General features: G+C 67.2%; 21 protein-coding genes. 9 read left to right on the top strand and 12 right to left on the bottom strand.

All coding sequences use genetic code 11. The annotated features are described in order from the left end of the window. Position 1 precedes the first annotated feature (1 nt). From QVG61_RS10910 to QVG61_RS10890, 5 genes are all read left to right on the top strand, one after another. Entirely contained in the window at positions 2–799 is a 798-nt protein-coding gene (locus QVG61_RS10910) for a cell division protein FtsQ/DivIB (RefSeq protein ID WP_289930668.1), read from the top strand. Between the two features lie 7 nt (positions 800–806). Next, positions 807–2,042, top strand: coding sequence for a cell division protein FtsA (gene ftsA / locus QVG61_RS10905; RefSeq protein WP_289930667.1), 1,236 nt, complete (start codon positions 807–809; stop codon positions 2,040–2,042). A 72-nt stretch (positions 2,043–2,114) separates the two neighbouring features. Then, positions 2,115–3,272 carry a cell division protein FtsZ gene (gene ftsZ, locus QVG61_RS10900; RefSeq protein ID WP_289930666.1) on the top strand — a complete coding sequence of 386 codons (1,158 nt, stop codon included), beginning with the start codon at positions 2,115–2,117 and terminating at the stop codon, positions 3,270–3,272. A 341-nt stretch (positions 3,273–3,613) separates the two neighbouring features. After that, a complete protein-coding gene (locus QVG61_RS10895; protein WP_289930665.1) occupies positions 3,614–5,101 on the top strand; it encodes a multiheme c-type cytochrome in 1,488 nt (495 codons plus the stop codon). An 84-nt stretch (positions 5,102–5,185) separates the two neighbouring features. Continuing rightward, positions 5,186–7,147, top strand: a complete 1,962-nt coding sequence (locus QVG61_RS10890; protein ID WP_289930664.1) for a cytochrome b/b6 domain-containing protein — start codon at positions 5,186–5,188, stop codon at positions 7,145–7,147. A gap of 375 nt (positions 7,148–7,522) precedes the next feature. On the opposite strand, the gene QVG61_RS10885 is transcribed toward QVG61_RS10890, so the two are convergent. The 6 genes from QVG61_RS10885 to pdxS all read right to left on the bottom strand — a co-directional run bounded on the left by QVG61_RS10885 (position 7,523) and on the right by pdxS (position 11,209). Next, positions 7,523–7,942, bottom strand: a complete 420-nt coding sequence (locus tag QVG61_RS10885) for a hypothetical protein (protein ID WP_289930663.1) — start codon at positions 7,940–7,942, stop codon at positions 7,523–7,525. A gap of 217 nt (positions 7,943–8,159) precedes the next feature. Continuing rightward, a complete protein-coding gene (locus QVG61_RS10880) occupies positions 8,160–8,546 on the bottom strand; it encodes a hypothetical protein (RefSeq protein ID WP_289930662.1) in 387 nt (128 codons plus the stop codon). A gap of 170 nt (positions 8,547–8,716) precedes the next feature. Further along, positions 8,717–9,172, bottom strand: a complete 456-nt coding sequence (locus QVG61_RS10875) for a GNAT family N-acetyltransferase (RefSeq protein ID WP_289930661.1) — start codon at positions 9,170–9,172, stop codon at positions 8,717–8,719. After that, positions 9,172–9,660 carry an SCP2 sterol-binding domain-containing protein gene (locus QVG61_RS10870; protein ID WP_289930660.1) on the bottom strand — a complete coding sequence of 163 codons (489 nt, stop codon included), beginning with the start codon at positions 9,658–9,660 and terminating at the stop codon, positions 9,172–9,174. The genes QVG61_RS10875 and QVG61_RS10870 overlap by 1 nt, the downstream gene beginning before the upstream one ends. Positions 9,661–9,686: 26 nt before the next feature. Beyond that, positions 9,687–10,301, bottom strand: a complete 615-nt coding sequence (gene pdxT, locus QVG61_RS10865) for a pyridoxal 5'-phosphate synthase glutaminase subunit PdxT (RefSeq protein WP_289930659.1) — start codon at positions 10,299–10,301, stop codon at positions 9,687–9,689. After that, positions 10,295–11,209, bottom strand: a complete 915-nt coding sequence (pdxS, locus tag QVG61_RS10860; RefSeq protein ID WP_354671161.1) for a pyridoxal 5'-phosphate synthase lyase subunit PdxS — start codon at positions 11,207–11,209, stop codon at positions 10,295–10,297. The genes pdxT and pdxS overlap by 7 nt, the downstream gene beginning before the upstream one ends. A gap of 160 nt (positions 11,210–11,369) precedes the next feature. Here pdxS and QVG61_RS10855 point away from each other — a divergent pair, with 160 nt between their 5' ends. Genes QVG61_RS10855 through QVG61_RS10845 form a run of 3 tightly spaced genes read left to right on the top strand, consistent with a single transcriptional unit; the run spans position 11,370 to position 14,253 of the window. Further along, positions 11,370–12,290 carry a TIGR01212 family radical SAM protein gene (locus QVG61_RS10855; protein WP_289930658.1) on the top strand — a complete coding sequence of 307 codons (921 nt, stop codon included), beginning with the start codon at positions 11,370–11,372 and terminating at the stop codon, positions 12,288–12,290. Between the two features lie 26 nt (positions 12,291–12,316). After that, entirely contained in the window at positions 12,317–13,312 is a 996-nt protein-coding gene (locus QVG61_RS10850) for a peptidase U32 family protein (RefSeq protein WP_289930657.1), read from the top strand. After that, positions 13,309–14,253: a U32 family peptidase gene (locus tag QVG61_RS10845; protein WP_289930656.1), complete on the top strand. Its 945-nt coding sequence runs from the start codon at positions 13,309–13,311 to the stop codon at positions 14,251–14,253. Before QVG61_RS10850 ends, QVG61_RS10845 begins: the two co-directional genes overlap by 4 nt. On the opposite strand, the gene QVG61_RS10840 is transcribed toward QVG61_RS10845, so the two are convergent. The 3 genes from QVG61_RS10840 to QVG61_RS10830 form a co-directional block, all read right to left on the bottom strand. Further along, positions 14,237–14,800, bottom strand: coding sequence for a YSC84-related protein (locus QVG61_RS10840; protein ID WP_289930655.1), 564 nt, complete (start codon positions 14,798–14,800; stop codon positions 14,237–14,239). The genes QVG61_RS10845 and QVG61_RS10840 overlap by 17 nt on opposite strands. A 590-nt stretch (positions 14,801–15,390) precedes the next feature. After that, positions 15,391–15,735 carry a DUF2007 domain-containing protein gene (locus tag QVG61_RS10835; RefSeq protein WP_289930654.1) on the bottom strand — a complete coding sequence of 115 codons (345 nt, stop codon included), beginning with the start codon at positions 15,733–15,735 and terminating at the stop codon, positions 15,391–15,393. After that, positions 15,732–16,994: a TIGR03790 family protein gene (locus tag QVG61_RS10830; RefSeq protein WP_289930653.1), complete on the bottom strand. Its 1,263-nt coding sequence runs from the start codon at positions 16,992–16,994 to the stop codon at positions 15,732–15,734. The genes QVG61_RS10835 and QVG61_RS10830 overlap by 4 nt, the downstream gene beginning before the upstream one ends. 28 nt (positions 16,995–17,022) lie before the next feature. On the opposite strand from QVG61_RS10830, the gene QVG61_RS10825 reads away from it, so the two are divergent. After that, complete coding sequence (locus QVG61_RS10825) at positions 17,023–18,009, top strand: RsmB/NOP family class I SAM-dependent RNA methyltransferase (protein ID WP_289930652.1); 987 nt, start codon at positions 17,023–17,025, stop codon at positions 18,007–18,009. Positions 18,010–18,022: 13 nt separating this feature from the next. Here QVG61_RS10825 and QVG61_RS10820 read toward each other — a convergent pair whose 3' ends face one another. The 3 genes from QVG61_RS10820 to QVG61_RS10810 form a co-directional block, all read right to left on the bottom strand. Then, positions 18,023–18,991, bottom strand: coding sequence for a DUF523 and DUF1722 domain-containing protein (locus QVG61_RS10820; protein ID WP_289930651.1), 969 nt, complete (start codon positions 18,989–18,991; stop codon positions 18,023–18,025). A 38-nt stretch (positions 18,992–19,029) separates the two neighbouring features. Further along, a complete protein-coding gene (hemH, locus tag QVG61_RS10815; RefSeq protein WP_289930650.1) occupies positions 19,030–20,142 on the bottom strand; it encodes a ferrochelatase in 1,113 nt (370 codons plus the stop codon). A 64-nt stretch (positions 20,143–20,206) separates the two neighbouring features. Then, positions 20,207–21,286 (bottom strand): HD domain-containing phosphohydrolase, encoded by a 1,080-nt coding sequence (locus tag QVG61_RS10810; protein ID WP_289930649.1) that lies wholly within the window; start codon positions 21,284–21,286, stop codon positions 20,207–20,209. Positions 21,287–21,667 lie beyond the last annotated feature (381 nt).

Here is a 21,667-nt window from a genome sequence, read left to right as displayed (position 1 = left end):
GATGGCCGGAGCGAAGAAGACCCGCGGCGGGCAGGCCAGCCGGCGCAGGACGCAGGACGATCGGCGCCAGCGGCGCGCCCGGCTGCTGCAGCTGGGGCTGCTCGGCCTGCTGTTCGCCGCGCTGGCCGGTGGCGCCGGCTGGGGGGCGCTCTGGCTGCGCGATCCGCACAGCCTGCCGCTGCGCACGGTCCGCATCGAGGGCGAGTTCCGCCATCTCGACCAGGCCAGGCTGCGTGCGGCCGTGGCGCCGGTGGCCAGTGGCGGCTTCTTCAGCGTCGATGTCGAGGCCGTGCGCCGCGCCGCCGAGGCCCTGCCCTGGGTACAGCGGGTCAAGGTGCAGCGCCTCTGGCCGGACACCCTGCGCCTGCAGGTGGTCGAGCAGCAGGCGGTGGCGCGCTGGGGCGAGGACGGTCTGCTCAATCCGCATGGCGAGCTGTTCCGGCCCCCGGCGGAGGACATCGATCCGCGTCTGCCGCGGCTGGACGGTCCCGAGGTACTGCGCGAGCGGGTGATGCGCCAGTACGTGGCCGCGGTCGAGGCGCTGCGTCCGCTGGGACTGCGCGTCGCCCGGCTGGAGCTGGATGCGCGCCGCGCCTGGCGGCTGCGGCTGGGCGACGGCGTGGAACTGAAACTGGGGCGCGAACATGCCGGCCAGCGCCTGCAGCGCTTCGTGCGGATCTATCCCCTGGTCTTCGCCGCGGCGGGACGAACGGCGGAGACGGTAGACATGCGCTACAGCAACGGACTTGCCGTGCGCTGGCAAAGGCAGCGAGAGACTGCCGGACAGCATGAGGGTTGAACACACAATGTCGAAACGAGTCGAGAAGAGCATGATCGTCGGACTGGATATAGGCACGTCGAAGGTCGTGGCGATCGTCGGTGAGGTGATGGCGGACGGCGATGTCGAGATCATCGGCATCGGATCGCACCCCTCGCGCGGCATGAAGAAGGGCGTGGTGGTGAACATCGAGTCCACCGTGCACTCCATCCAGCGGGCGGTGGAGGAGGCCGAGTTGATGGCCGGCTGCCAGATCCACTCGGTGTACACCGGCATCGCCGGCAGCCACATCCGCAGCCTGAACTCGCATGGCATCGTCGCCATCCGTGACAAGGAGGTCACGCCGGGTGACGTGGAACGGGTGATCGATGCGGCGCGCGCCGTGGCCATCCCCGCCGACCAGAAGATCCTGCACATCCTGCCCCAGGAATTCATCATCGACAGCCAGGAGGGTATCCGCGAGCCGGTCGGCATGTCCGGCGTGCGGCTGGAGGCCAAGGTGCACCTGGTGACCGGCGCGGTCAGCGCGGCGCAGAACATCATCAAGTGCGTGCGCCGCTGTGGCCTGGAGGTGGACGACATCATCCTTGAACAGCTCGCCTCCAGCTATGCGGTGCTGACCGAGGACGAGAAGGAGCTGGGGGTGGCCCTGGTCGACATCGGCGGCGGTACCACTGACATCGCGGTGTTCACCGAGGGCTCGATCCGCCACACCGCGGTGATCCCCATCGCCGGTGACCAGGTGACCAACGACATCGCCGTGGCGCTGCGCACCCCGACCCAGCATGCCGAGGAGATCAAGATCAAGTACGCCTGCGCCCTGACCCAGCTGGCCTCGCCGGAGGAGACCATCGAAGTGCCCAGCGTCGGCGAGCGCCCGGCGCGGCGCCTGGCACGGCATACCCTGGCCGAGGTGGTGGAGCCGCGCTACGAGGAGCTGATGTCCCTGATCCAGGCCGAGTTGCGGCGCAGCGGTTTCGAGGACCTGGTGGCGGCCGGCATCGTGCTCACCGGCGGCAGCTCCAAGATGGAGGGTCTGGTCGAGCTGGCCGAGGAGATCTTCCACATGCCGGTGCGCCTCGGCACCCCGCAGTACGTGGCCGGGCTGGCCGACGTGGTGCGCAACCCGATCTACGCCACCGGCGTCGGCCTGCTGCTGTTCGGCAATCAGAACCGCACCCAGCGCAATCTGGACGGCCACTACGGGCGCGGCTTCCGTGGTGTGTGGGAGCGCATGAAGGGCTGGTTCCAGGGCAATTTCTGAAACGTTTTTTGAAGAGTTCGGTGGAGACCGAATGCAGTACTGAGCATCAACCCAGAGAGAGGAGACGAGACGATGTTTGAATTGATGGATGCATACAGCCAGAACGCTGTGATCAAGGTCATGGGCGTGGGCGGTGGCGGCGGCAATGCCCTGCAGCACATGGTCGAGGCCAATATCGAGGGTGTGGACTTCATCTGCGCCAATACCGACGCACAGGCCCTGCAGAACATCAGCGTGCCGATCTCGCTGCAGATGGGCTCCAGCATCACCAAGGGGCTGGGCGCCGGCGCCAACCCCGATGTCGGCCGCCAGGCGGCGATGGAGGACCGCGAGCGTATCGCCGAGGCCATCGAGGGCTCGGACATGCTGTTCATCACCGCCGGCATGGGCGGCGGCACCGGCACCGGCGCGGCCCCGGTGGTCGCCCAGGTAGCCAAGGAACTCGGCATTCTCACCGTGGCCGTGGTCACCCGGCCCTTCCCCTTCGAGGGCAAGAAGCGCATGGCCATCGCCGATCAGGGCATCAAGGAGCTGGGCCAGTACGTGGATTCGCTGATCACCATTCCCAACGAGAAGCTGCTCAGCGTGCTCGGCAAGCAGGTCAGCCTGCTCAGTGCCTTCAAGGCCGCCAACGACGTGCTGCTCGGCGCAGTGCAGGGCATCGCCGAGCTGATCACCCGGCCCGGCCTGATCAACGTCGACTTCGCCGACGTGCGCACCGTGATGTCGGAGATGGGCATGGCGATGATGGGCTCCGGCGCCGCCAGCGGCGAGGACCGGGCCCGCGAGGCGGCCGAGGCCGCCATTGCCAGTCCGCTGCTGGAGGATGTCAACCTGTCCGGCGCGGCCGGTATCCTGGTCAACGTCACCGCCGGCATGGACCTGTCCATCGGCGAGTTCGAGGAGGTCGGCAACGCGGTCAAGGAGTTCGCCTCCGAGAACGCCACCGTGGTGGTCGGTACCGTGATCGATCCCGAGATGTCGGACGAGCTGCGGGTCACCGTGGTTGCCACCGGTCTCGGCGCCCAGCGCCAGCAGTTGCCGGAGGAACCGACCGTCAAGCTGGTGGAGAAGACCAGCAACGGCGAGGTCGACTACGGCAAGCTGGACCGGCCGACGGTGATGCGCAAGCAGCCGCCGGCGCCGGATCAGGGCTCGGCCGCTCCCAACTACGAGGAGGACATGGAGTACCTCGACATCCCGGCCTTCCTGCGTCGCCAGGCCGACTAGCCGCCTCCCGGGGCCTTGTGTCCCCGGCCGGTGCCTCTGTCGCAGCGGGTCGCGCCGCCCCCCACTCGTCTCCTCTCGGGCGGGCGGCCCGCCGCGGCGTTTTTTTATCCTGCCTCTGGTGCACCCAAATGGTGAGATTTCCGGGGATTCGCACCAATCCCGGGCATGATGCCCCTGGCGGATGCCTGAAACGGTTTCTTCACCTTGCGCGGTTCCTGATCAATCGCCTTATATTCATGACGTTATTGTCGAATTTTGCGTTGGTTCGGTAGTTGGCCGGATTCTTGCTATGGAAGGGGCAGAATCTTGTCAAAACAACCTTATCAGTGGGGAAGAAGACAATGGCAGTGGTAGACAGAGGCCTGTTCGGTTCCATCCGTCGTACGCTGGTCGCGGTGTTGTGCCTGGCGTGGCTGGCGTTGCCGGCCGCCGCAGCGGCTGGCCAGGTATCGCCGAACAAGAAGAACGAGCCGGTCAAGATACTGGAAGGCTTCAAGAACCTGAGCAAGGAGAGCGCCCAGTGCGTTTCCTGCCACCGGGAGAAGACGCCGGGCATCTATGGCATGTGGGGTGATTCCAAGCATTACCGCGCCAATGTCGGTTGCTACGAATGCCACAAGGCCGATCCTTCCGACAAGGATGCCATCAAGCACAAGGATTTCGTGATCTCGGTCATCGTCTCCCCCAAGGACTGCAGCAACTGCCACGAGCGTGAGGTCGAGGAATTCGACCGCAGTCATCATGCCTCGGCCGGCAACATCCTCGGCTCGCTGGACAACGTGCTGGCCGAGGTGGTCGAGGGGGCGCCGCTGCTGAATGGTACCTCGCCGGTGGTCACCTCCGGCTGCATGGGCTGCCACGGCTCCATCGTGCGGGTGAACTCCGACGGCAGTCTCAACTCGGCTTCCTGGCCGAACACCGGTATCGGCCGCATCAACCCGGACGGTTCCAAGGGTGCCTGCTCGGCCTGCCACCTGCGTCACAACTTCTCCGCGGAACAGGCCCGTCACCCCGACAACTGCGGCCGCTGTCACCTGGGTCCGGATCATCCGCAGAAGGAGATCTACGAGGAGTCGGTGCACGGTGTCGCCTTCCGTGCCCACATCGACGAGATGAACATGGACTCCAGCAAGTGGATCCCGGGCGAGGATTATACCGCCGCCCCGACCTGTGCCACCTGTCACATGTCGGCCACCAAGGACCTGCCGGTCGATCACGACATCGGCTCGCGCATCTCCTGGAACCTGCGGGCGCCGGTGTCCTTCAAGATCGACGAGAAGGCCAGGAAGGCCGGCAAGCAGGTCAAGCCCTGGCTGGAACGGCGCAAGGACATGAAGTCGGTCTGCACCTCCTGCCATGGCCGCAACATCGTCGACAACTTCTACGAACAGCTGGATTCCTTCGTCGAGCTGTTCAACGACAAGTTCGCGATTCCTGCCAAGAAGCTGATCACGGTCCTCAAGCAGGAGAAGCTGATCGATCCCGTGAAGTTCAACGAGAAGGTCGAGTGGACCTACTTCTATCTGTGGCACCATGAGGGTCGCCGCGCCCGTCACGGTGCCGCCATGCTGGCTCCGGACTATGTCCACTGGGAAGGCATGTTCGAGGTGGCCCACCGCTTCTACCTGGAAATGGTGCCGGAGGTGAAGGAACTGATCGAGAAGGCCCGCAGGGACGGCAATGCCAGGGGTGCCGACAAGGTCGAGGCGCTGCTCGACGAGATCCTCAACTCCGAGATGCATCGCTGGTTCCTGGGGCAGAAACCGCCCAAGGCCTGGTCGCCGAAGGATGACGACAACCACGGCTTCAAGACCGGCAAGAAGATGTAACCGGGTCCGGCCGCGGTCCCCGGGTTGGACCGCGGCCGGCATTTGTTGGCGGGCGTCCGTCCGCTCTGTTCCGTAGTTCTCCTCATGATTCGAACCTGCTTGCGTTTCCTTTCGCTACTACTCCTGTTGTGCGGTCTTGCCGGCTGGGCCGCCGCCGCGCCCGCCATCGACGATGCCGAGTGCCTGGAATGTCACGGAGTGAAGGGCTTTGCCGTGCCCGAGGGGGCGCATGGGGGGGGCCGCAAACGCTCGCTGGACCTCAACTACGAGGCGATGCAGGAGAGCCGCCACGGCGAGCTGGCCTGCGTCGAGTGTCACAGCGACGTCGAACGCCTGCCGCACGAGGACGAATTGGCCAAGGTCGACTGCGTCAGCTGCCACGTGCGGCTCGACCCGCAGCAGATCAGGGAAAGGGTCAAGCCCAAGGGGCGGGCCATCACCCGGCGGGTGAAGACGCCGCCGGTGGTGGTGCAGACCGAGGCCTACACCCATTCCATCCATGCCGAGCGTGCCGAGGGCGGGCTGGTGGACAATGCCGACTGTGCCGATTGCCACACCGCCCACTATGTGTTCAGCTCCTCGGATCCCCGGGCCTCGACCTATCGCGAGAATTCCCCGCAGATGTGTGGCGGCTGTCACCAGGACGCCCTGGCCGAGTACGGCCAGTCGGTCCACGGCGCGGCCATCAGGACTCCCTGGAAGGGGGACAGCGCGACCTGCAGCGACTGCCATTCCTCGCATCAGGTCAGCGAGGTGAAGGGGCTCAGCGCGCACCGCATCGTCACCAAGAACTGCGGCAACTGCCACGAGAAGGCGGTCACCAGCTACATGACCACCACTCACGGCGCCCTGGCCTGGCTGGGCAACGAAAAGGTGGCGCGCTGCGTCGACTGCCACCGCGGCCATGACACCCGGCGCATCGACGACCCCCTGTCACTGGTCAGCGGGCAGAACCGGCTGGAGACCTGCCGCGAATGCCACGAGGACGCCAGCGACAAGATCGTCCAGTACAAGCCGCACGGCAACACCAGTGACTTCGAGAAGTATCCGGCGATGTTCATCACCGGCAAGTTCATGGTCGGCATCGTCATCGGCGTGCTGATCTTCTTCTATGGCCATTCGCTGCTCTGGTTCTATCGTGAGTACAAGTCGCGGGTCATCAAGTGGTACCGTGGCGGGGGTGGCATCTCGGTGCCCTACCGCGAGAAGCCGGAGCGCAAGCACAGCGACAAGCAGTTCCAGCGCTTCCCCTGGTACTGGCGCCTCAACCACTGGGCCCTGGCGCTGTCGGTCATGACCCTGGTATTGACCGGCATGGCGGTGATGTACCCGGATACCGACTGGGCGATGCGCGCCATCGAGGCAGTCGGCGGCTCCGCTACCTTCGGCCTGATCCACCGTACCGCCGGCAGCATCTTCCTGCTCTCGGTGTTCGGCCACGGCGGCGTGGTGCTGGCCCGGGTGCTGCGCGACAAGGATTTCGACTGGTTCGGGCCGAATTCGCTGTTGCCGCGCAGGAAGGACTGGGAGGACATGAAGGGCCAGTTCCGCTGGTTCTTCGGCAAGGGCCGGCAGCCGCGCTTCGACCGCTGGACCTACTGGGAGAAGTTCGACTACTGGGCAGTGTACTGGGGGGCCTTCGTCATCGGCAGCTCCGGGCTGCTGCTCTGGTTCTCGCCGGTGACCCTGAAATACCTGCCGGGCTGGGTGTTCAACGTCGCCTCCATCGCCCATGGCGTGGAGGCCTTCCTGGCAGTCGCCACCCTGTTCGTGGTGCACTTCTTCAACAACCATTTCCGGCCGGCCAAGTTCCCGCTGGACACGGTGATGTTCACCGGCAGTTGGGACCTGGAGGAGTTCAAGGAGGAGCGGCCGGAGGAATATGCCCGGCTGGTGGCCAGCGGCGAGCTGGAGAAGCACCTGGTGGACCCGCCCTCGAAGCTCGCCAACTTCGTCTTCCATGTCATCGGCTTCACCCTGCTGGCGGTCGGCATCATCCTGCTGATCATGGTGCTGGTCGGCTTCAGCCAGCGCGGGCTGGTTTAGCCCGGATATTGCACCAAGTCCCCGGATGATGGCGTGGCTGGACCCGCCGGGGATCGCGGCCTGGAGGCCGCTCCTACAACACATTGTGCCGCCATGCCCCGTAGGAGCGGCCTCCTGGCCGCGATTGGCGCGGTGTTGACAGGCCCCCCAGGAGTCTGTCGGATTCAGGCAATCGTAGCGAACATGGTGGGAGAGCGAGCACAAATTCTCACGATTTCGAGGCGCATCGTGGGCCTACGCAACGAGAAATCGGGGGGATTTGGGCCGCCCTCCCATCAGCGCGGTAGATTGACCGTAAGTCCGACAGACTCTTGGCCTGCACATGCGACTTGGGGCGAGGCGACGTCGTTGGCCGCCCCGCCGGCGGACGGGAAGTTACTTGTAGGCGGCGGGCTCGCGCAGCGCAGGCAGGACCGTGCCGTCCAGCAGCACGGCGAGATAGGTCTTCACTGGTTTGCCGCTGTCGTCCGCCCTCTGTAGCTGGACCAGGTAGTACCAGCGCTGCTGTGATTCGTGGTGGCGGATCGGTTTCAGCTCGATTTCGTGGATGTGGGCACCCTGCAGGCGGGGGTCACGGCTGATCCACTGGTTGCCGATCTCGATCAGGCGGCCGATCCCGAGCGGCGGTGCGCCTGTCTCCGGCATCCAGGCCGGTGCCTGCTGGATGGCCTCCTCCCTGGCATAGATGACGATCTTGCTGTCGTCGAAATATTCGAAGATCTCCAGGGGGAACTGGCCGGCGAGCGCGTTGCCGCTGGCCAGGAGGACGAGTCCGGCCACTGCTTTGAAGAACATATCACCTCCCCACAAAATAAACGGGATGCTGGATGAATGGCCCGGCGCTGGCGCCGGGCATGGGATCACCGCCTACATTCTAGCGGCAAGCGGGAAGAAAATCCCGCCACCCGCAAGCTGCGGGTGGCGAGGCGACTCGCAGCGGTGAGACCTGCGGCGTAGATGCCGGCTGCGGGCTGCGGGCTGCGAGCCGCAGCCGGAGGATTGGCGCTTCGCCTCAGGCCCGCGACTTGCGGCGTTTCTTCTTGACCACCGACTGGATCTTGCGCAGCTGCGCCTTCTCCCAGCGTTCGCCGGCCTGGAGCATCATCTTGGCCTTCTTCTCACTGAGCTTGAGCAGTTCCTGCTCGCGCTTCAGGGCGGCGGCGAGTTTCTCCTTGAGCTGAGCGATCTCCGCCTTGGCATTGGCGTTGGCGGTGCGCAGCAGTTCCTTGCTGGCCTTGAGTTCCGCGCGCAGCCGGGCCGTCAGGCTGCGCTGCTTCTCACTGATGGCCTTCTTCTTGGCGGCGGATTTCTTGCGACTCACCGCTGATTTCTTGCGCGCGGCGGTCTTCCTGGCAGTGACGGATTTCTTCCTGGTGGTCTTCTTCTTGGCAGTAGCCATGGCGCTGATCTCCCTTTGCTGTACCAGTGTCGTTTTGATTATAGGTACAAGCGGGCGGGAAGGCGATGCCATGCAAGACCCGCGCAGGCAGGTTACGCTTTGCGCCTGTTCGATTTCAGTCCGATCCGCCCCGAGAATCGAATCCTTGGTGCAGGAGGCGGGCTAGCTAGCTAGAGCGGTTTGTGCCAGAACCACATCGGCGGCCGGCAGTCGCGGAAACCGAAGCTGCGGTACAGGTGCTGGGCGGCCTCGTTGTCGATGCGTACCTCCAGCGTCAGTTTGCAGTAACCGCGTTGGCGTGCGATCTCCTCGGCGCTTTCCAGCAGCCGTCGGCCGATGCCGTGGCCGCGGTAGCCCGGACGGACCGCCAGGTCGTGGACGTTGAGCAGCGGACGGGCATTGAAGGTGGAGAAAGCCTCGAAGCCGATCAGCAGACCGACCGCGGTGCCGTCGTCGAAGGCCAGCAGCACCAGTGCCCCGGCCCGTCGCAGGCCGTCGATCAGCGCCGGCTGCAGGGCCGGGTCCAGCGGATGGTCCTCGCCCATGCGGTCGCGGGCATAGAGGTCGAGCAGTTCGAAGACCGCCTGACGGTGATCCTCGCGCTCCAGCTCGGCCGTCTCGATCATCAGCCCCAGCGCTCCAGCATGCGGCAGGCCTGCTCCAGCAGGCGCAGCAGCGGCTGCAAGCGTTCGTCCGGCTCTTGGGCGTCGAGGAAGTTCTTGACGTAGAGGCCCAGCTCGGTGTCACCGGCGAGCCGCAGCCGGCGGTTGAAGAACAGGGTGTCGGCGTCCTCGCGGCGGGTGGCCAGCAGCAGGAACTCGTAGAGCTTGCCTTCGATGCGGATGTCCGGCCGCTGGCCGGGCGTGCCGCGCTGCAGACGTCGCTGCCGCAGGCCGATGCGCAGTGATCGGCCCAGGTCGGTGAGGCCAATCTGCAGCATGCGTCCTTCCAGGAAGTCGAGTTCGCCGTTACGCAGCGGCTCGGCAAACAGCCGGTTGAGGGCGGCGACGAAGACCTCCTCCGGCAGGCGGCGGGGCAGGAACTCCAGGGGCCAGGTGAGCAATGGCGGCAGGCTGGGTGTGCGTTGCCGGCTGGGCAGGGATGCGCTGTTCATCGACAGGTCTCCTCCATGGACGGACATCAGGAAGCCGCCGCCCTGGCCTGGGGGCGGGAGGCTGCCGCGATCCGCTGTAGCCAGTGGCGGTGCACCCGCGGGTCGTCGGTCAGTTCCGGGTGGAAGGCGGCGGCCAGGTGAGCACCGGCAGCGAGTAGCACCGGCTGCCCTTGGTGTCGGGCCAGTACCTCGATCTCCTCGCCCAGTTCGCTGGCGGCCGGGGCACGGATGAAGACGCCCGGGAAGGGTGGGCCGTCCGCGTCGAAGGCCAGTTGCAGCGGAGCGGTGAAGCTGTCGATCTGCCGGCCGTAGCGGTTGCGTTCGGCGCGCATCGGCAGCACCCCCAGCGGTTCGACGCGGGGGTCCTCGACCCGTTCGGCCATCAGGATCAGGCCGGCGCAGGTGCCGAACAGCGGGTGCTCGCATGCGTACTCGCGCAGCGGCTGCAGCAGCCCGGTGTCGCGCAGCAGACGGCTCATGGTAGTCGATTCGCCACCCGGGAGGATCAGCCCGGCACAGTCCGCAAGCTGCTCGGGGTAGCGCACCGCCCGCGCCGGCTGGTCGAGCCGGGCCAGCATGTCGAGATGCTTCTGGAAGGCGCCCTGCAGGGCCAGCACGCCGATCGTTGCCTGTACTACCATCCGCGTTCGGCCAGCCGCTGGTCGGGTGGGATATCGGCCATGTCCAGTCCCTGCATGGCGCTCTTCAGGCCGGTGCTGACCTCGAGCAGCTTCTGCGGGTCGTTGTAGTAGGTCGTCGCCTGGACGATGGCCTCGGCGCGGGCCTGGGGGTCGTCCGACTTGAAGATGCCGGAGCCGACGAACACCGCCTCGGCGCCGAGCTGCATCATCAGCGCGGCGTCGGCCGGGGTGGCGATGCCGCCGGCCGAGAAGTTGGGCACCGGCAGCCGGCCGTGCTCGGCGACATGGCAGACCAGATCGTAGGGCGCGCCCAGTTCCTTGGCGGCGGTCATCAGCTGGGCGTGGTCCAGGGTGGTGAGACGGCGCATGCCGTCCTGCAGCGCGCGCATGTGCTTCACGGCCTCGACGATGTTGCCGCTGCCGGCCTCGCCCTTGGTGCGGATCATGGCCGCGCCCTCGCCGATGCGGCGCAGTGCTTCGCCGAGGTCGGTGGCGCCGCAGACGAAGGGCACGCGGAAGCGGTGCTTGTCGACGTGATGCCGGTCGTCGGCCGGGGTCAGGACCTCGCTCTCGTCGATGAAGTCGATGGCCAGCGCCTCCAGTACCTGGGCCTCGGCAAAATGGCCGATGCGGCACTTGGCCATCACCGGGATGGAGACTGCGGCCTGGATGTCGCGGATCATCGCCGGGTCGGACATCCGCGCGATGCCGCCGTCGCGGCGGATGTCGGCCGGGATGCGCTCCAGGGCCATCACCGCAGCGGCACCGGCCGCCTCGGCGATCTTCGCCTGCTCGGCGTTGGTGACGTCCATGATGACGCCGCCCTTGAGCATCTCGGCAAGGCCGACCTTGACGGAAAAATCGCTGCTGTCTCCGGCGCTTGCCGGGGATTCCGGAGTGGATGTCATGCTAGGTTCTCCAATGGGAACCCCTTAGCTTAGCGGGGCGCCCGTCTGTTGGGTTGATATGGATCAAGTACTGGTTTCGCTACAAGTGAGAATCTATCCCGATGGGTTTTAACAGGAGTCTGTCAGATTCCGGCCGGCGTGGCGAGCAGGGCGGCGGAGCATGAGTCTGCATCAGTACGTCAACACCTACGGCCAGGATCTGTTGCGCCGCTATGGTGAGCGGGTCCACAAGCTGGCGATTCACGCCGGCTTCACCTGTCCCAACCGGGACGGCAGCAAGGGCCGCGGCGGCTGTACATTCTGCAACAATGCTTCGTTCAATCCCAATGCCAGGCAACCGCCGCCGATCGCGGCACAGATCGAAGCGGGCCGGCGGGTGCTCGCCAAGCGCACCGGGGCGCGGCGTTTTATCGCGTATTTTCAGGCCTATACCAACACCTACGACGACGTGCGCAACCTGGCCCGGCTCTACGAGGCGGCCCTGTCCGAGCCGGACGTGGTCGGCCTGTCGGTGGGCACCCGCCCGGACTGTGTGCCGCCGGCGGTGCTCGATCTGCTGGCCGGCTACCGGGAACGCGGCTACGAGGTGTGGCTGGAGCTGGGGCTGCAGTCGGCCTTCGACGACACCCTGCAGCGGGTCAACCGCGGCCACGGTTTCGCCGAGTATCGCGACACCCTGCGCGCCGCCCGCGGGCGCGGCATCCCGGTCTGCACCCACCTGATCGTCGGCTTGCCGGGTGAGGGCCGGGCACGGGCGCTGGCCACCCTGCAGCGGGTGTTGGAGCTGGGCGTCGACGGCCTCAAGCTGCACCCGCTGCACGTGGTCAAGGGCACCCGCCTGGCCAATGCCTGGCGGCGCGGCGAATACCGGCCGCTGGGTTTCGACGACTATGTGTCGATTGCCGCCGACCTGGTGGAGCAGACCCCTCCCGAGGTGGTGTTTCACCGCCTGACCGGCACCGCCGAGGCACGGCTGCTGCTGGCACCGGCCTGGTGCAGCCGGAAGTGGGCGGTGCTGAACGCCATCGAGGGCGAGCTGGCGCGGCGGCAGATGGCGGCCGCCGTCGGCTGGCCGGGCTAATACGGGCTAATACTGAGAGGTGATTGATGGAACTGGTCTGTCCAGCAGGCAATCTGCATGCCCTGAAGAGTGCCGTCGACAACGGCGCCGATGCCGTCTACATCGGCTTTCGCGACGACACCAACGCGCGCCACTTTGCCGGGCTCAACTTCAACGCCGATGCCATGCGCCAGGGGGTGGAATATGCCCACGCACGCCAGGCGCGGGTGTTCCTGGCCATCAATACCTACCCGCAGCCGGCCGGTTGGCCGCGCTGGCAGCGGGCGGTGGACGAGGCCGTGGGGCTCGGTGTCGATGCGCTGATCGCCGCCGACATCGGCGTGCTGGACTATGCCAGCGAACGCTGGCCCGAGGCGCGACTGCATCTCTCGGTGCAGGGCTCGGCCACCAACTACGAGGCGATCGACTTCTACCACCGGCATTTCGGCATCCAGCGGGTGGTGGTGCCGCGGGTGCTGTCGCTGGCCCAGGTGCAGGCGCTGATCGAACGCAGCCCGGTGGACATCGAGGTGTTCGGCTTCGGCAGCCTGTGCGTGATGGTCGAGGGGCGCTGCCTGCTGTCCTCCTTCGCCACCGGCGAGTCGCCCAACACCTACGGCGCCTGCTCTCCGGCCAAGGCGGTGGAATGGCGCGAGATCGACGACCGCCTGGAGACGCGCCTCAACGGCATCCTCATCGACCGTTTCACCGCGGATGAGAACCCGGGCTATCCGACCCTCTGCAAGGGCCGTTTCCAGGTTGGTGACAGCACCTATTACGCCCTGGAGGAACCGACCAGCCTCAATACCCTGGCCATACTGCCGCAGCTGGCGGCGGCCGGGGTGGCGGCAGTCAAGCTGGAGGGGCGCCAGCGCAGTCCCGCCTATGTGGCCCAGGTGACCCGCGTCTGGCGCGCGGCCCTGGATGCCTGTCAGCGCAATCCCGACAACTACATTCCCCAGTCGGACTGGCTGTCCCAGCTCGGCAAGGTCGCCGAGGGCACACAGACCACCCTGGGGGCCTACCACAGGCCATGGCAATGACGACCCAACACAGACCCCGACTGTCGCTCGGCCCGCTGCTCTACTTCTGGCCGCGGGCGCAGGTGTTCGAGTTCTATGAACAGATGGCCGAGACGCCGGTGGACATCGTCTACCTTGGCGAGGCGGTGTGCGCCAAGCGCCGTCAGCTGAAGACCGACGACTGGCTGGAACTGGCCGGGCGGCTCGGCGATGCCGGCAAGGAGGTGGTGATCTCGACCCTGGCGCTGATAGAGGCCGAGTCGGAGCTGAAGACCCTGCGCCGGCTGTGCGACAACGGCCGCTTCATGGTCGAGGCCAACGACATGGCCGCGGTCAACCTCCTGGAGGGGCGGCCCTTCGCCACCGGGCCCAGCGTCAACATCTACAACCCGCGAGCCCTGCAGCGTCTGGCGGAAAGCGGCCTGCGCCGCTGGTTGTTCCCGGTGGAGCTGTCGCGCGAGACCCTGGCGGAGATGCAGCAGAACCGGCCGGCCGGCGTGGAGACCGAGGTCTTCGTCCATGGCCGGCTGCCGCTCGCCTACTCGGCCCGCTGCTTCACGGCCCGGGCCCACAACCTGCCCAAGGACGACTGCCAGTTCCGCTGCCTGGACTACCCGGATGGTCTGACCCTGCGCACCCGGGAGGACCAGTCGTTCCTCAACATCAACGGCATTCAGACCCAGTCGGCCAGCGTCTGCAATCTGCTGCCGGTGCTGCCGGAGCTCGTCGAGCTGAAGGTGGATGTGCTGCGCATCAGCCCCCACTCGCGGGGAACTGCCGAGGTGATCGGCCTCTATGACGACTGTCTGCGCGGGCTGCGCAGCCCCGAGGAGGCGAATGCCAGCCTGCAGCGGCTGCTGCCCTGGGCGAGCTGCGACGGCTACTGGTTCGGCCGCCCCGGCATCGAGCAGGCTGCGGCCGCGGCGCTGGCGGAGGGTGTGGCGCCTATTTCCGCGGCGTGAAGCTGAATTTCTGGCCGCCTACCGAGGCCTCGTACATCAGTCCACCCTTGGCCAGGGTGAAGATGGCCACGCCGTTGCTGTAGTCGGCGTCGGCCGAGGCACCAGCGGTGGCTGCCACCGCCGAGGCCTGGGCGCTGAACTCGAAGTTGCCGGCCTGAAAGTCCTCCATGGTGGCCTTGTCCCTGAAGAAGATGATCTCGCTGTAGGCCTGGCCGCCGAACTGGAAGCCTATGGTCAGCTGGCTCAGCGAGGTGTAGCCGACGTGCCGGCCGCGGACGAAGACCTCACCCTTGCCGTAGGCGCCGCCGATGCCGATGCCGCCCTTGCCGACGGTGGGAAAGACCGCATAGCCATAGGCCTTGTCGAAGAACACCTTCATGTCCGGATCCTTGGCCCGGAAGGCGGCGATAGCGGCGGCTACCTCGTGGTCCTTGGCCGTTGGCCGGCTGGCGGCGGCTTCCTCCCGGAAGGGATTCCAGCCGGCCTGGATGGCTGCGCTCTGGCAGAGACCGAGGATCAGCAGGGCAGGGGCGAGGGCATGGCGCATGAGACAACCTCCAGACAGTTTGCATGGCTTGTCCGACGAGGGACCGCCGGGTCTGGAGACTGTATCGGCCGCTGCCGGCCAGGGTTGATCCCGCTGCCTCCCGCTGTGAGACAGCAACGCCACTTCCCCTGCGCCGGCAGGGGAAGTGGCGTCGAAACAGTAGCCTAGGGCTGTGGCGCGCCGGCCAGGATGACCATCCAGACGATGGCCAGCAGGGTCAGCAAAAGGATGGCCGTGCCGACACACCAGGTACAGGTCTTGCGGATTACGTTCATGATAGTCATTGTTTTTTTCCTCCTCGCTCCAAGGGAGACCTTCTACGAGGTCCTTAACCCGGATATTGCACCAAGGCGGCCCGCATGATCGGAGTGCAGGCTGGTATACAAGGCCAGGAGGCTCGCAAATAGGCCCTCGTGGCGGGGTACACTTTGTGCCTATTCGATCTCAGGACGCATCTGGCTGCGCATCCTGGCCGATCCCCCTTGAACCCTAGCTACGGCTATGCTGCTGCGGGTGATCGACCAACCTGCCTTGCCAGCTCCGCCCTGAGAATCGAATCCTTGGTGCAATATCCGGCTTAACCCTATCATTTACGAGGATAGCCCAGAGTGAGGCAAATGCAACCCTCCCGGTCGTGATTTGCCACAGTTCCAGCACTGGTCGAATTGCCCCTCCAGGGTCTCGCCACAGTGGGGGCACTGCCAAGCCGGTGGGGCCGGGGGCGGTGGACCCAGGGCGGCCTCGAGCAGGCGCCGGGCCTGGGCCAGGTCGGCGTCGGCCACCCGGATCTCGGGCCAGACATCGAGTACCGGCAGCTCGCCGGCACCGCCGCCCAGGAACTCGTTGCCCAGCCGGCAGTCGATGCCGGCGTTGCGGAGAAGATTCAGCAGATGGTTGAGCAGCAGGCTGTCGGCGCTGCTGTAGAGGCGTTTCATGGCGCCGGCCGGTGGATGCTGACCGCGGCGACGGGTTCGAGTTTCAGATAGGCGGCCTTCACCCGTGGCAGGCGGAACCGCCACTGGCCGGCCTGCACCTGGAGGATGCTGGGCAAGGGCCGGAAGGGGCCGACCGGGGTGGCGGCGGCGAGCAGGCGGTAGTGGCCGGGGCGCAGGGCGTGGGTCTCGAGCAGCAGGCCGTCCTTTGCCTCGTGCAGGCGCTCGCCGGCGAAGGGTGCGGCCAGGGGCTCGCCGACGAACAGCCCCTCGCCGGGCATGGCGACGCTCTTCCAGTAGGCCTCGACCAGGCTGGCGCCGCCCAGGTAGTGCGCCATCAGCACGCCGGGGGCCGGGAACTTGGCCGGCAGGTTGCAGGGTTCGACCACCGTCCCGTAGCTGCCGGTGGCACCGGCTTCCAGCCAGCGCAGCACGGTCATCTGGCGTTTGCCGGTGAGGATGCCGCCGGCCGAGGTCAGGTGGTCGGCCACCGCCCCGGGGAGGAAACCCAGGCTGTCGAGCCCCTCCACGCGGGGCAGGCCGGTGAAATAGAACAGCACGTCGTCACGGTCGCGCAGGCTGTCCTGTTTCAGCAGCCTCACCGGCAGCCGGCGGCCGAACAGCCGGGCGATGAAGGGAAAGCCGGGGGCGCGCACCGAGCGGCGCCGGTCCGAGGTCTCGAGCAGATAGGCGCTGCCTTTCGGCCAGCTGGCGTCGCTGGCGATGCCGCGGTCGATCAGCGCCCGTGCCTGGTCGAAGTCACGGCCCGCGATGCTCATCGTCGGACGCAGCCCGAGTTCCTGCCAGGGCTGCTGGCTGGTGCTGTTGAAGTAGGGGCTGCGCCGGGTGGGTGCACAGCGCTTGGCGGAGCACCACTGGCGGTCGAAACCGGCGGCGAAGGCGGTGGTGATGGACATGCAGCCGACGCGGAAGGGGGTCGTCCAGGTCAGGGCATAGGCCTGCACCTGCGGCGGGGTCCGGGCCTGGACCTCGCGATAGATGGCCTCGAAACGGGCAGGCCGCAGGGTGGCGCGCCCGGGCGGCAGGGAGACATGGATCAGGTTGGCCCTGGGGATGCCGCGCGCCTGGCGGTAATAGTCGCCGATGCGCCGGCTGACAGGGTCCCGGTCATTGACGATAATGGCGATCTCGTCCGGCGACAGCCGGGACTTGGGCAACAGCAGCTGCGGTGGTGCCGCACCGGCCTGGCTCATCCAGCACAGGCCCGCGATCAGCCAGAGAAGGGCACGGCGCAACGGCAAGACAGACATCCCCCTACGGTACCATAGAATGAGTGACGCCCCGCCCGAGATCCTGCTGCAGCGGCTGCAGGCCCTGCTGCCGGACACCAAGGCCCTGGCCGGGCCGCCACCGCGCCTGGCCTGCCGTGCCAATCCCCTGCGCGGCGGGGTCGAGGCGGCCCGCGCCGCGCTGCAGGCGGAGGGGTTGGAGCCCCAGTCGGTCGACTGGCTGCCGGGCGCCTTCACCCTGCCCTCGGCGCAGCGCGAGGCGTTGAGCCACTCGAAGGCGGTGGCCGAGGGGGCCATCTACATCCAGAACCTGTCCAGCATGCTCCCCCCCTGGCTGCTCGATCCGCAGCCCGGCGAGGAGGTGCTGGATCTGGCCGCCGCACCCGGCAGCAAGACCACGCAGATGGCCGGGCTGATGCAGAACCGGGGACGCATCGCCGCGGTGGAGGCGGTGCGTCCACGCTTCTTCCGCCTGCGGGCCAACCTGGCGGCCCAGGGGGTGGAAATGGTGCAGACCTATCTGGCCGACGGCAGCCACATCTGGCGCAAGACGCCCGAGCGCTTCGACCGCGTGCTGCTCGATGCACCCTGCTCCAGCGAGGGGCGCATTCGCCTCGACCAGCCGGCCAGCTACGCCCACTGGAGCCCCGCCAAGATCCGCGATATGGCGCGCAAGCAGGGGCGGCTGCTGTTCTCCGCCGTGCAGTGCCTGAAGCCGGGCGGCCGGCTGCTTTACTCGACCTGTTCCTTTGCGCCGGAGGAGAACGAGGCGGTGCTCGACCGGCTGCTGCGAACCTTCGGCGATGCCCTCGAGGTGTTGCCCGTCGAGTTGCCCTTCGCCAACTGGCGGCCGGGGCTGGCCGAGTGGCAGGGCCGGGCCTTCGCTCCGGCGCTGGCCGGCGCCCGGCGCATCCTGCCGGCGGGGGCGATGGAGGGCTTTTTCCTCTGCCTGCTGGAGAAGCGGCGCAGCACCCTGGAACCGAAGAGCGACCGGGGGCGTCGTCCGCATCGCCGCCGGCGCCGCTGAGCGAGCGTGGCCCTCAGAGGATCTGCCGCAGTCGCTGTTCCGCGGCTTCCGGGAAGAGATAGCTCTGTTCCGCCAGGGATTCGAGCGGATGCCGGCGCAGCAGATGGCGCAGCAGGACCAGCACGGCGCTGCGCGGCAGTTCGCCGCGCGTCCAGGCCGCGATCAGCTCTTCCAGCTCCTGGCGGTCGGCGGCGTCGAGTCGGGGGCGGAGCTGGCGGGCGATGCCTTGCAGCACCGCATGATGGCGCCGCGGCGTGGCGGCCGGGGCCAATGCCTGCATGAAACGCGGCAGATAGGCGCTGACCAGCCGGGACGGGGCCAGCCGCCTGCCCGGCCCTTCCAGCCAGCGATCCAGGGCACGCCGGCCGGCCGGGCCGTGGGCGTCCAGCGCCAGGCGCTGGCGGCGATGGAAGTGTTGCACGGCAGCGCGGTCCGGGCGGGAGGCCTGCAGCCGCTGCCAGCGGTGGTAGGCAAAGACCCGTTCCAGGAAGGGGTCGCGCTGCCGCGGATCGCTCAGCCGGCGTTCGTCGATGACCGGCAGGGCCGGCCGGGCGGCGAGGAAGGCGGCGGCATAGCGGCCGGTGCCGCGGCGGCGGCTGCGCCCGTCCGGGCCGAGCAGCCTGACGTCGCTCAGGCCGCAGCTCGGCGATCTGGCCTTGAAGATGTAGCCGCTGATCCGGCCCAGCTGCCGGGCACGCTCGCGGCCGAGGCGTTGCAGGGGGATGGTGACGTCGAGGGCGGGATCCTCCACCCCACGGGCCCGGCAGCGCTGCGGCGTGCCGAGCAGCTGGATCGGCGGCCGCGGCACGCCGAGGCCGATGGCCGTCTCGGGGCAGAACGGCTCGAAGTCGAAGACCTCGGCCAGGGGGCCGCAGATCCACGTATCCCGCCGGTCGCTGCCGTCGTAACGCACCGCCTCGCCGAGCAGGCAGCTGCTGATGCCGAGCAGCAGGGGCGGCGCGGCGGCGCCCGTCGAATCCATCGGCCTGTCTCCCCTGGCGGGCATGAGGCAAACGGCGTTCAGCCAGACGCCCCGAGGCGGCGCGCCCGTTCCAGACGCTGGCTGCGCTCGGCGGCGTCGCGTTCTGCGTCCCACTGAGGGTCGGCCTCCGGCCAGCCCTGGATCTGCTCGCAGACGATGTCGGCCAGTGCTTCCAGGTGGTCGGGGCGGTCGTTGAGGGCCGGGATGTACTCGAAGTGTTCGCCGCCCGCCTTGAGGAACAGCTCGCGGTTCTGTTCGCCGATCTCCTCCAGGGTCTCCAGGCAGTCGGCGCTGAAGCCGGGGCAGACGACCTGCACCCGGCGGATGCCGTCCCTGGCCCAGCGCTTCAGGGTCTGGTCGGTGTAGGGCTTGAGCCATTCCTCGCGGCCGAAGCGCGACTGGAAGGCGAGCTGCCACTGGCCGGAGTCCAGCTGCAGGGCCTCGGCCACCAGGCGGGCGGTCTTGTGACACTCGCAGTGGTAGGGGTCGCCCTGCAGCAGGTAGCGCCTGGGCAGGCCGTGGAAGGAGAACAGCAGCCGTGCCTCGTCGCCGGATGGCGCACGGTGTTCGCGGATGCTCGCCACCAGGGCGCGGATATAGGCCGGATGCTCGTGATAGTGGTCGACGAAGCGCAGCGCAGGCAGCCAGCGCCAGCGCTGCAGCACGGCGCTCACCGCATCGAAGGTGGAGGCCGTGGTGGTGGCGGAATACTGGGGATAGAGGGGCAGCACCAGCAGGCGACGGGCACCGGCGGCGCGCAGTTCCTCCAGGCCGTCCTCGATGGAGGGGCGACCGTAGCGCATGCCCAGTGCCACCCGCAGCGGCCCCGGCAGGCGGGCGTCGAGTCGCTGTTGCAGGCCGGACTGCTGGCGTCGGGAGATGGCCAGCAAGGGTGAACCCTCGGCCGACCAGATGCTGCGATAGGCCCGTGCGGCCCGCGCCGGACGGGTGCGCAGGATCACCCCGTGCAGGAGCAGCCACCACAGGGGACGTGGCATCTCCACCACCCGGGGATCCCAGAGGAATTCGGCCAGATAACGGCGCAGCGCGGCGGGGGTCGGTGCCTCCGGGGTGCCGAGGTTGGTCAGCAGCACGCCACAGCAGGCGGGGGCGTCATGGTGAAAGTGGGTCTCGCCGCGGTATCTGCTCATCTCGCTGCCGCTTCCGGCCGTTGGGGTCGGGCCAGTATACCGGAGCGCCAGCTGGAGGGGAGGGTCAGGCGATGTCGCTGTGCCGTTCCGGCAGGGCCGGTTCCGGGTGGTCGCTGAGCAGCTTCTGGATGCGGATCACGCGCTCCATCTGGCTGTGGAAGGCGTCCAGACAACGCGGGTCGAAGTGTGTCCCACTGTTGCGCTGCATGAACTCGAAGGCTTCGTCGGCCTCCCAGGCGCGCTTGTAGGGACGGGCCGAGGTCAAGGCGTCATAGACGTCGGCCACGGCGACGATGCGCGCCGAGAGGGGGATGTCCTCGCCGCGCAGGCCATGCGGGTAGCCGGTGCCGTTGAATTTCTCATGGTGGCCGAGGGCAATCACTGCGCCCATCTGCAGGTACTGCGAGGGGCTGTCCTTGAGGATCTCGTAGCCGATCACCGTGTGCCGCTTCATGATCTCGAACTCCTCGGGCGGCAGGCGGTCCGGCTTGAGCAGGATGTCGTCGGGGATGCCGATCTTGCCGATGTCGTGCATCGGTGCGGCCAGCTCGATGATCTCGGCCTCCTCGCGTTCCAGACCCATGGCCTCGGCGATCAGCCTGGCATACTTGGCCATGCGCACCACGTGATTGCCGGTCTCCTCGTCGCGGTATTCGCCGGCCTTGGCGAGTCGCAGCAGGGTCTCCTGCTCGCGCACGCGGATCGCGCTGACCGCCTCCGAGACCTGCTTCTCCAGCCAGTGGGCGCGGTCCTGGATGATCCGGTGCTGCTGGTACTGGGTGAGCAGGTTGCGGCAGCGGACCTGCCACTCGACATGATCGACGGGATCGGTGAGGGAATCGGTGGCGCCGGCATCCAGCGCGGCGTAGCGCGCGTAGCGGTCGTCGGCAGCGGTGATGATGACCAGCGGCAGGTGGCTGCCACCCGGCAGTTCGCGTACCCGGCGGATGAATTCGACGCCGGTGATCTGCGGCAGGTCGTAACGGGTCAGGACCAGGTCGGCGGCATGCCAGTTCAGCCAGCGCAGCGCGTCCTCGGGATTGCTGAACGCCTCGACCGTGGTCTCCTGATGAAAGGTGTGCGCCAGCTCGGCCAGGGTCTGGCGGCTGGAGAAACGGTCGTCCACGATCAGGATGGTTGGCATTGAATCCCCAAGGACCGTTGGTCTTCCGCCAAGATAGGGGCGGAAAGCACCATGGTTCAGCCTTCCGTGACCTGTCTGTTATATCCCTGGCTCCCTCTCAGGGACCGGTGCGACTCCTGTAACGTACTAACCTACATCAAATTATTCGTTGCGTCGACAGGTAACTCAAATCTCTATCGGCAACGTCCGGGAGTTCTTGAACGGCGGGACGCTTCCACTTGAACCCGTCTAGCCCGGATATTGCACCAAGGATTCGATGCGCAGGGCGAAGCTGGCAAGGCAGGCTGGCCGATCATGCGCGCCCGGGGATATTGCCCAATCGCGGCCTGGAGGCCGCTCCTACGGGGCGTGGCGGCACAATGTGTTGTAGGAGCGGCCTCC

It is taken from the genome of Thiohalobacter sp. IOR34, assembly GCF_030406045.1.
Lineage (GTDB): Bacteria > Pseudomonadota > Gammaproteobacteria > Thiohalobacterales > Thiohalobacteraceae.
This window is presented reverse-complemented; position numbering and strand designations above follow the sequence as displayed.

What these genes read in the sequence shown, in the direction of transcription:
- QVG61_RS10910 (WP_289930668.1), top strand. Translation starts at nt 2, where the DNA reads ATGGCCGGAGCGAAGAAGACCCGCGGCGGGCAGGCCAGCCGGCGCAGG.
- ftsA (WP_289930667.1), top strand. Translation starts at nt 807, where the DNA reads ATGTCGAAACGAGTCGAGAAGAGCATGATCGTCGGACTGGATATAGGC.
- ftsZ (WP_289930666.1), top strand. Translation starts at nt 2,115, where the DNA reads ATGTTTGAATTGATGGATGCATACAGCCAGAACGCTGTGATCAAGGTC.
- QVG61_RS10895 (WP_289930665.1), top strand. Translation starts at nt 3,614, where the DNA reads ATGGCAGTGGTAGACAGAGGCCTGTTCGGTTCCATCCGTCGTACGCTG.
- QVG61_RS10890 (WP_289930664.1), top strand. Translation starts at nt 5,186, where the DNA reads ATGATTCGAACCTGCTTGCGTTTCCTTTCGCTACTACTCCTGTTGTGC.
- QVG61_RS10885 (WP_289930663.1), bottom strand. Translation starts at nt 7,942, where the DNA reads ATGTTCTTCAAAGCAGTGGCCGGACTCGTCCTCCTGGCCAGCGGCAAC.
- QVG61_RS10880 (WP_289930662.1), bottom strand. Translation starts at nt 8,546, where the DNA reads ATGGCTACTGCCAAGAAGAAGACCACCAGGAAGAAATCCGTCACTGCC.
- QVG61_RS10875 (WP_289930661.1), bottom strand. Translation starts at nt 9,172, where the DNA reads ATGATCGAGACGGCCGAGCTGGAGCGCGAGGATCACCGTCAGGCGGTC.
- QVG61_RS10870 (WP_289930660.1), bottom strand. Translation starts at nt 9,660, where the DNA reads ATGAACAGCGCATCCCTGCCCAGCCGGCAACGCACACCCAGCCTGCCG.
- pdxT (WP_289930659.1), bottom strand. Translation starts at nt 10,301, where the DNA reads ATGGTAGTACAGGCAACGATCGGCGTGCTGGCCCTGCAGGGCGCCTTC.
- pdxS (WP_354671161.1), bottom strand. Translation starts at nt 11,209, where the DNA reads ATGACATCCACTCCGGAATCCCCGGCAAGCGCCGGAGACAGCAGCGAT.
- QVG61_RS10855 (WP_289930658.1), top strand. Translation starts at nt 11,370, where the DNA reads ATGAGTCTGCATCAGTACGTCAACACCTACGGCCAGGATCTGTTGCGC.
- QVG61_RS10850 (WP_289930657.1), top strand. Translation starts at nt 12,317, where the DNA reads ATGGAACTGGTCTGTCCAGCAGGCAATCTGCATGCCCTGAAGAGTGCC.
- QVG61_RS10845 (WP_289930656.1), top strand. Translation starts at nt 13,309, where the DNA reads ATGACGACCCAACACAGACCCCGACTGTCGCTCGGCCCGCTGCTCTAC.
- QVG61_RS10840 (WP_289930655.1), bottom strand. Translation starts at nt 14,800, where the DNA reads ATGCGCCATGCCCTCGCCCCTGCCCTGCTGATCCTCGGTCTCTGCCAG.
- QVG61_RS10835 (WP_289930654.1), bottom strand. Translation starts at nt 15,735, where the DNA reads ATGAAACGCCTCTACAGCAGCGCCGACAGCCTGCTGCTCAACCATCTG.
- QVG61_RS10825 (WP_289930652.1), top strand. Translation starts at nt 17,023, where the DNA reads ATGAGTGACGCCCCGCCCGAGATCCTGCTGCAGCGGCTGCAGGCCCTG.
- QVG61_RS10820 (WP_289930651.1), bottom strand. Translation starts at nt 18,991, where the DNA reads ATGGATTCGACGGGCGCCGCCGCGCCGCCCCTGCTGCTCGGCATCAGC.
- hemH (WP_289930650.1), bottom strand. Translation starts at nt 20,142, where the DNA reads ATGAGCAGATACCGCGGCGAGACCCACTTTCACCATGACGCCCCCGCC.
- QVG61_RS10810 (WP_289930649.1), bottom strand. Translation starts at nt 21,286, where the DNA reads ATGCCAACCATCCTGATCGTGGACGACCGTTTCTCCAGCCGCCAGACC.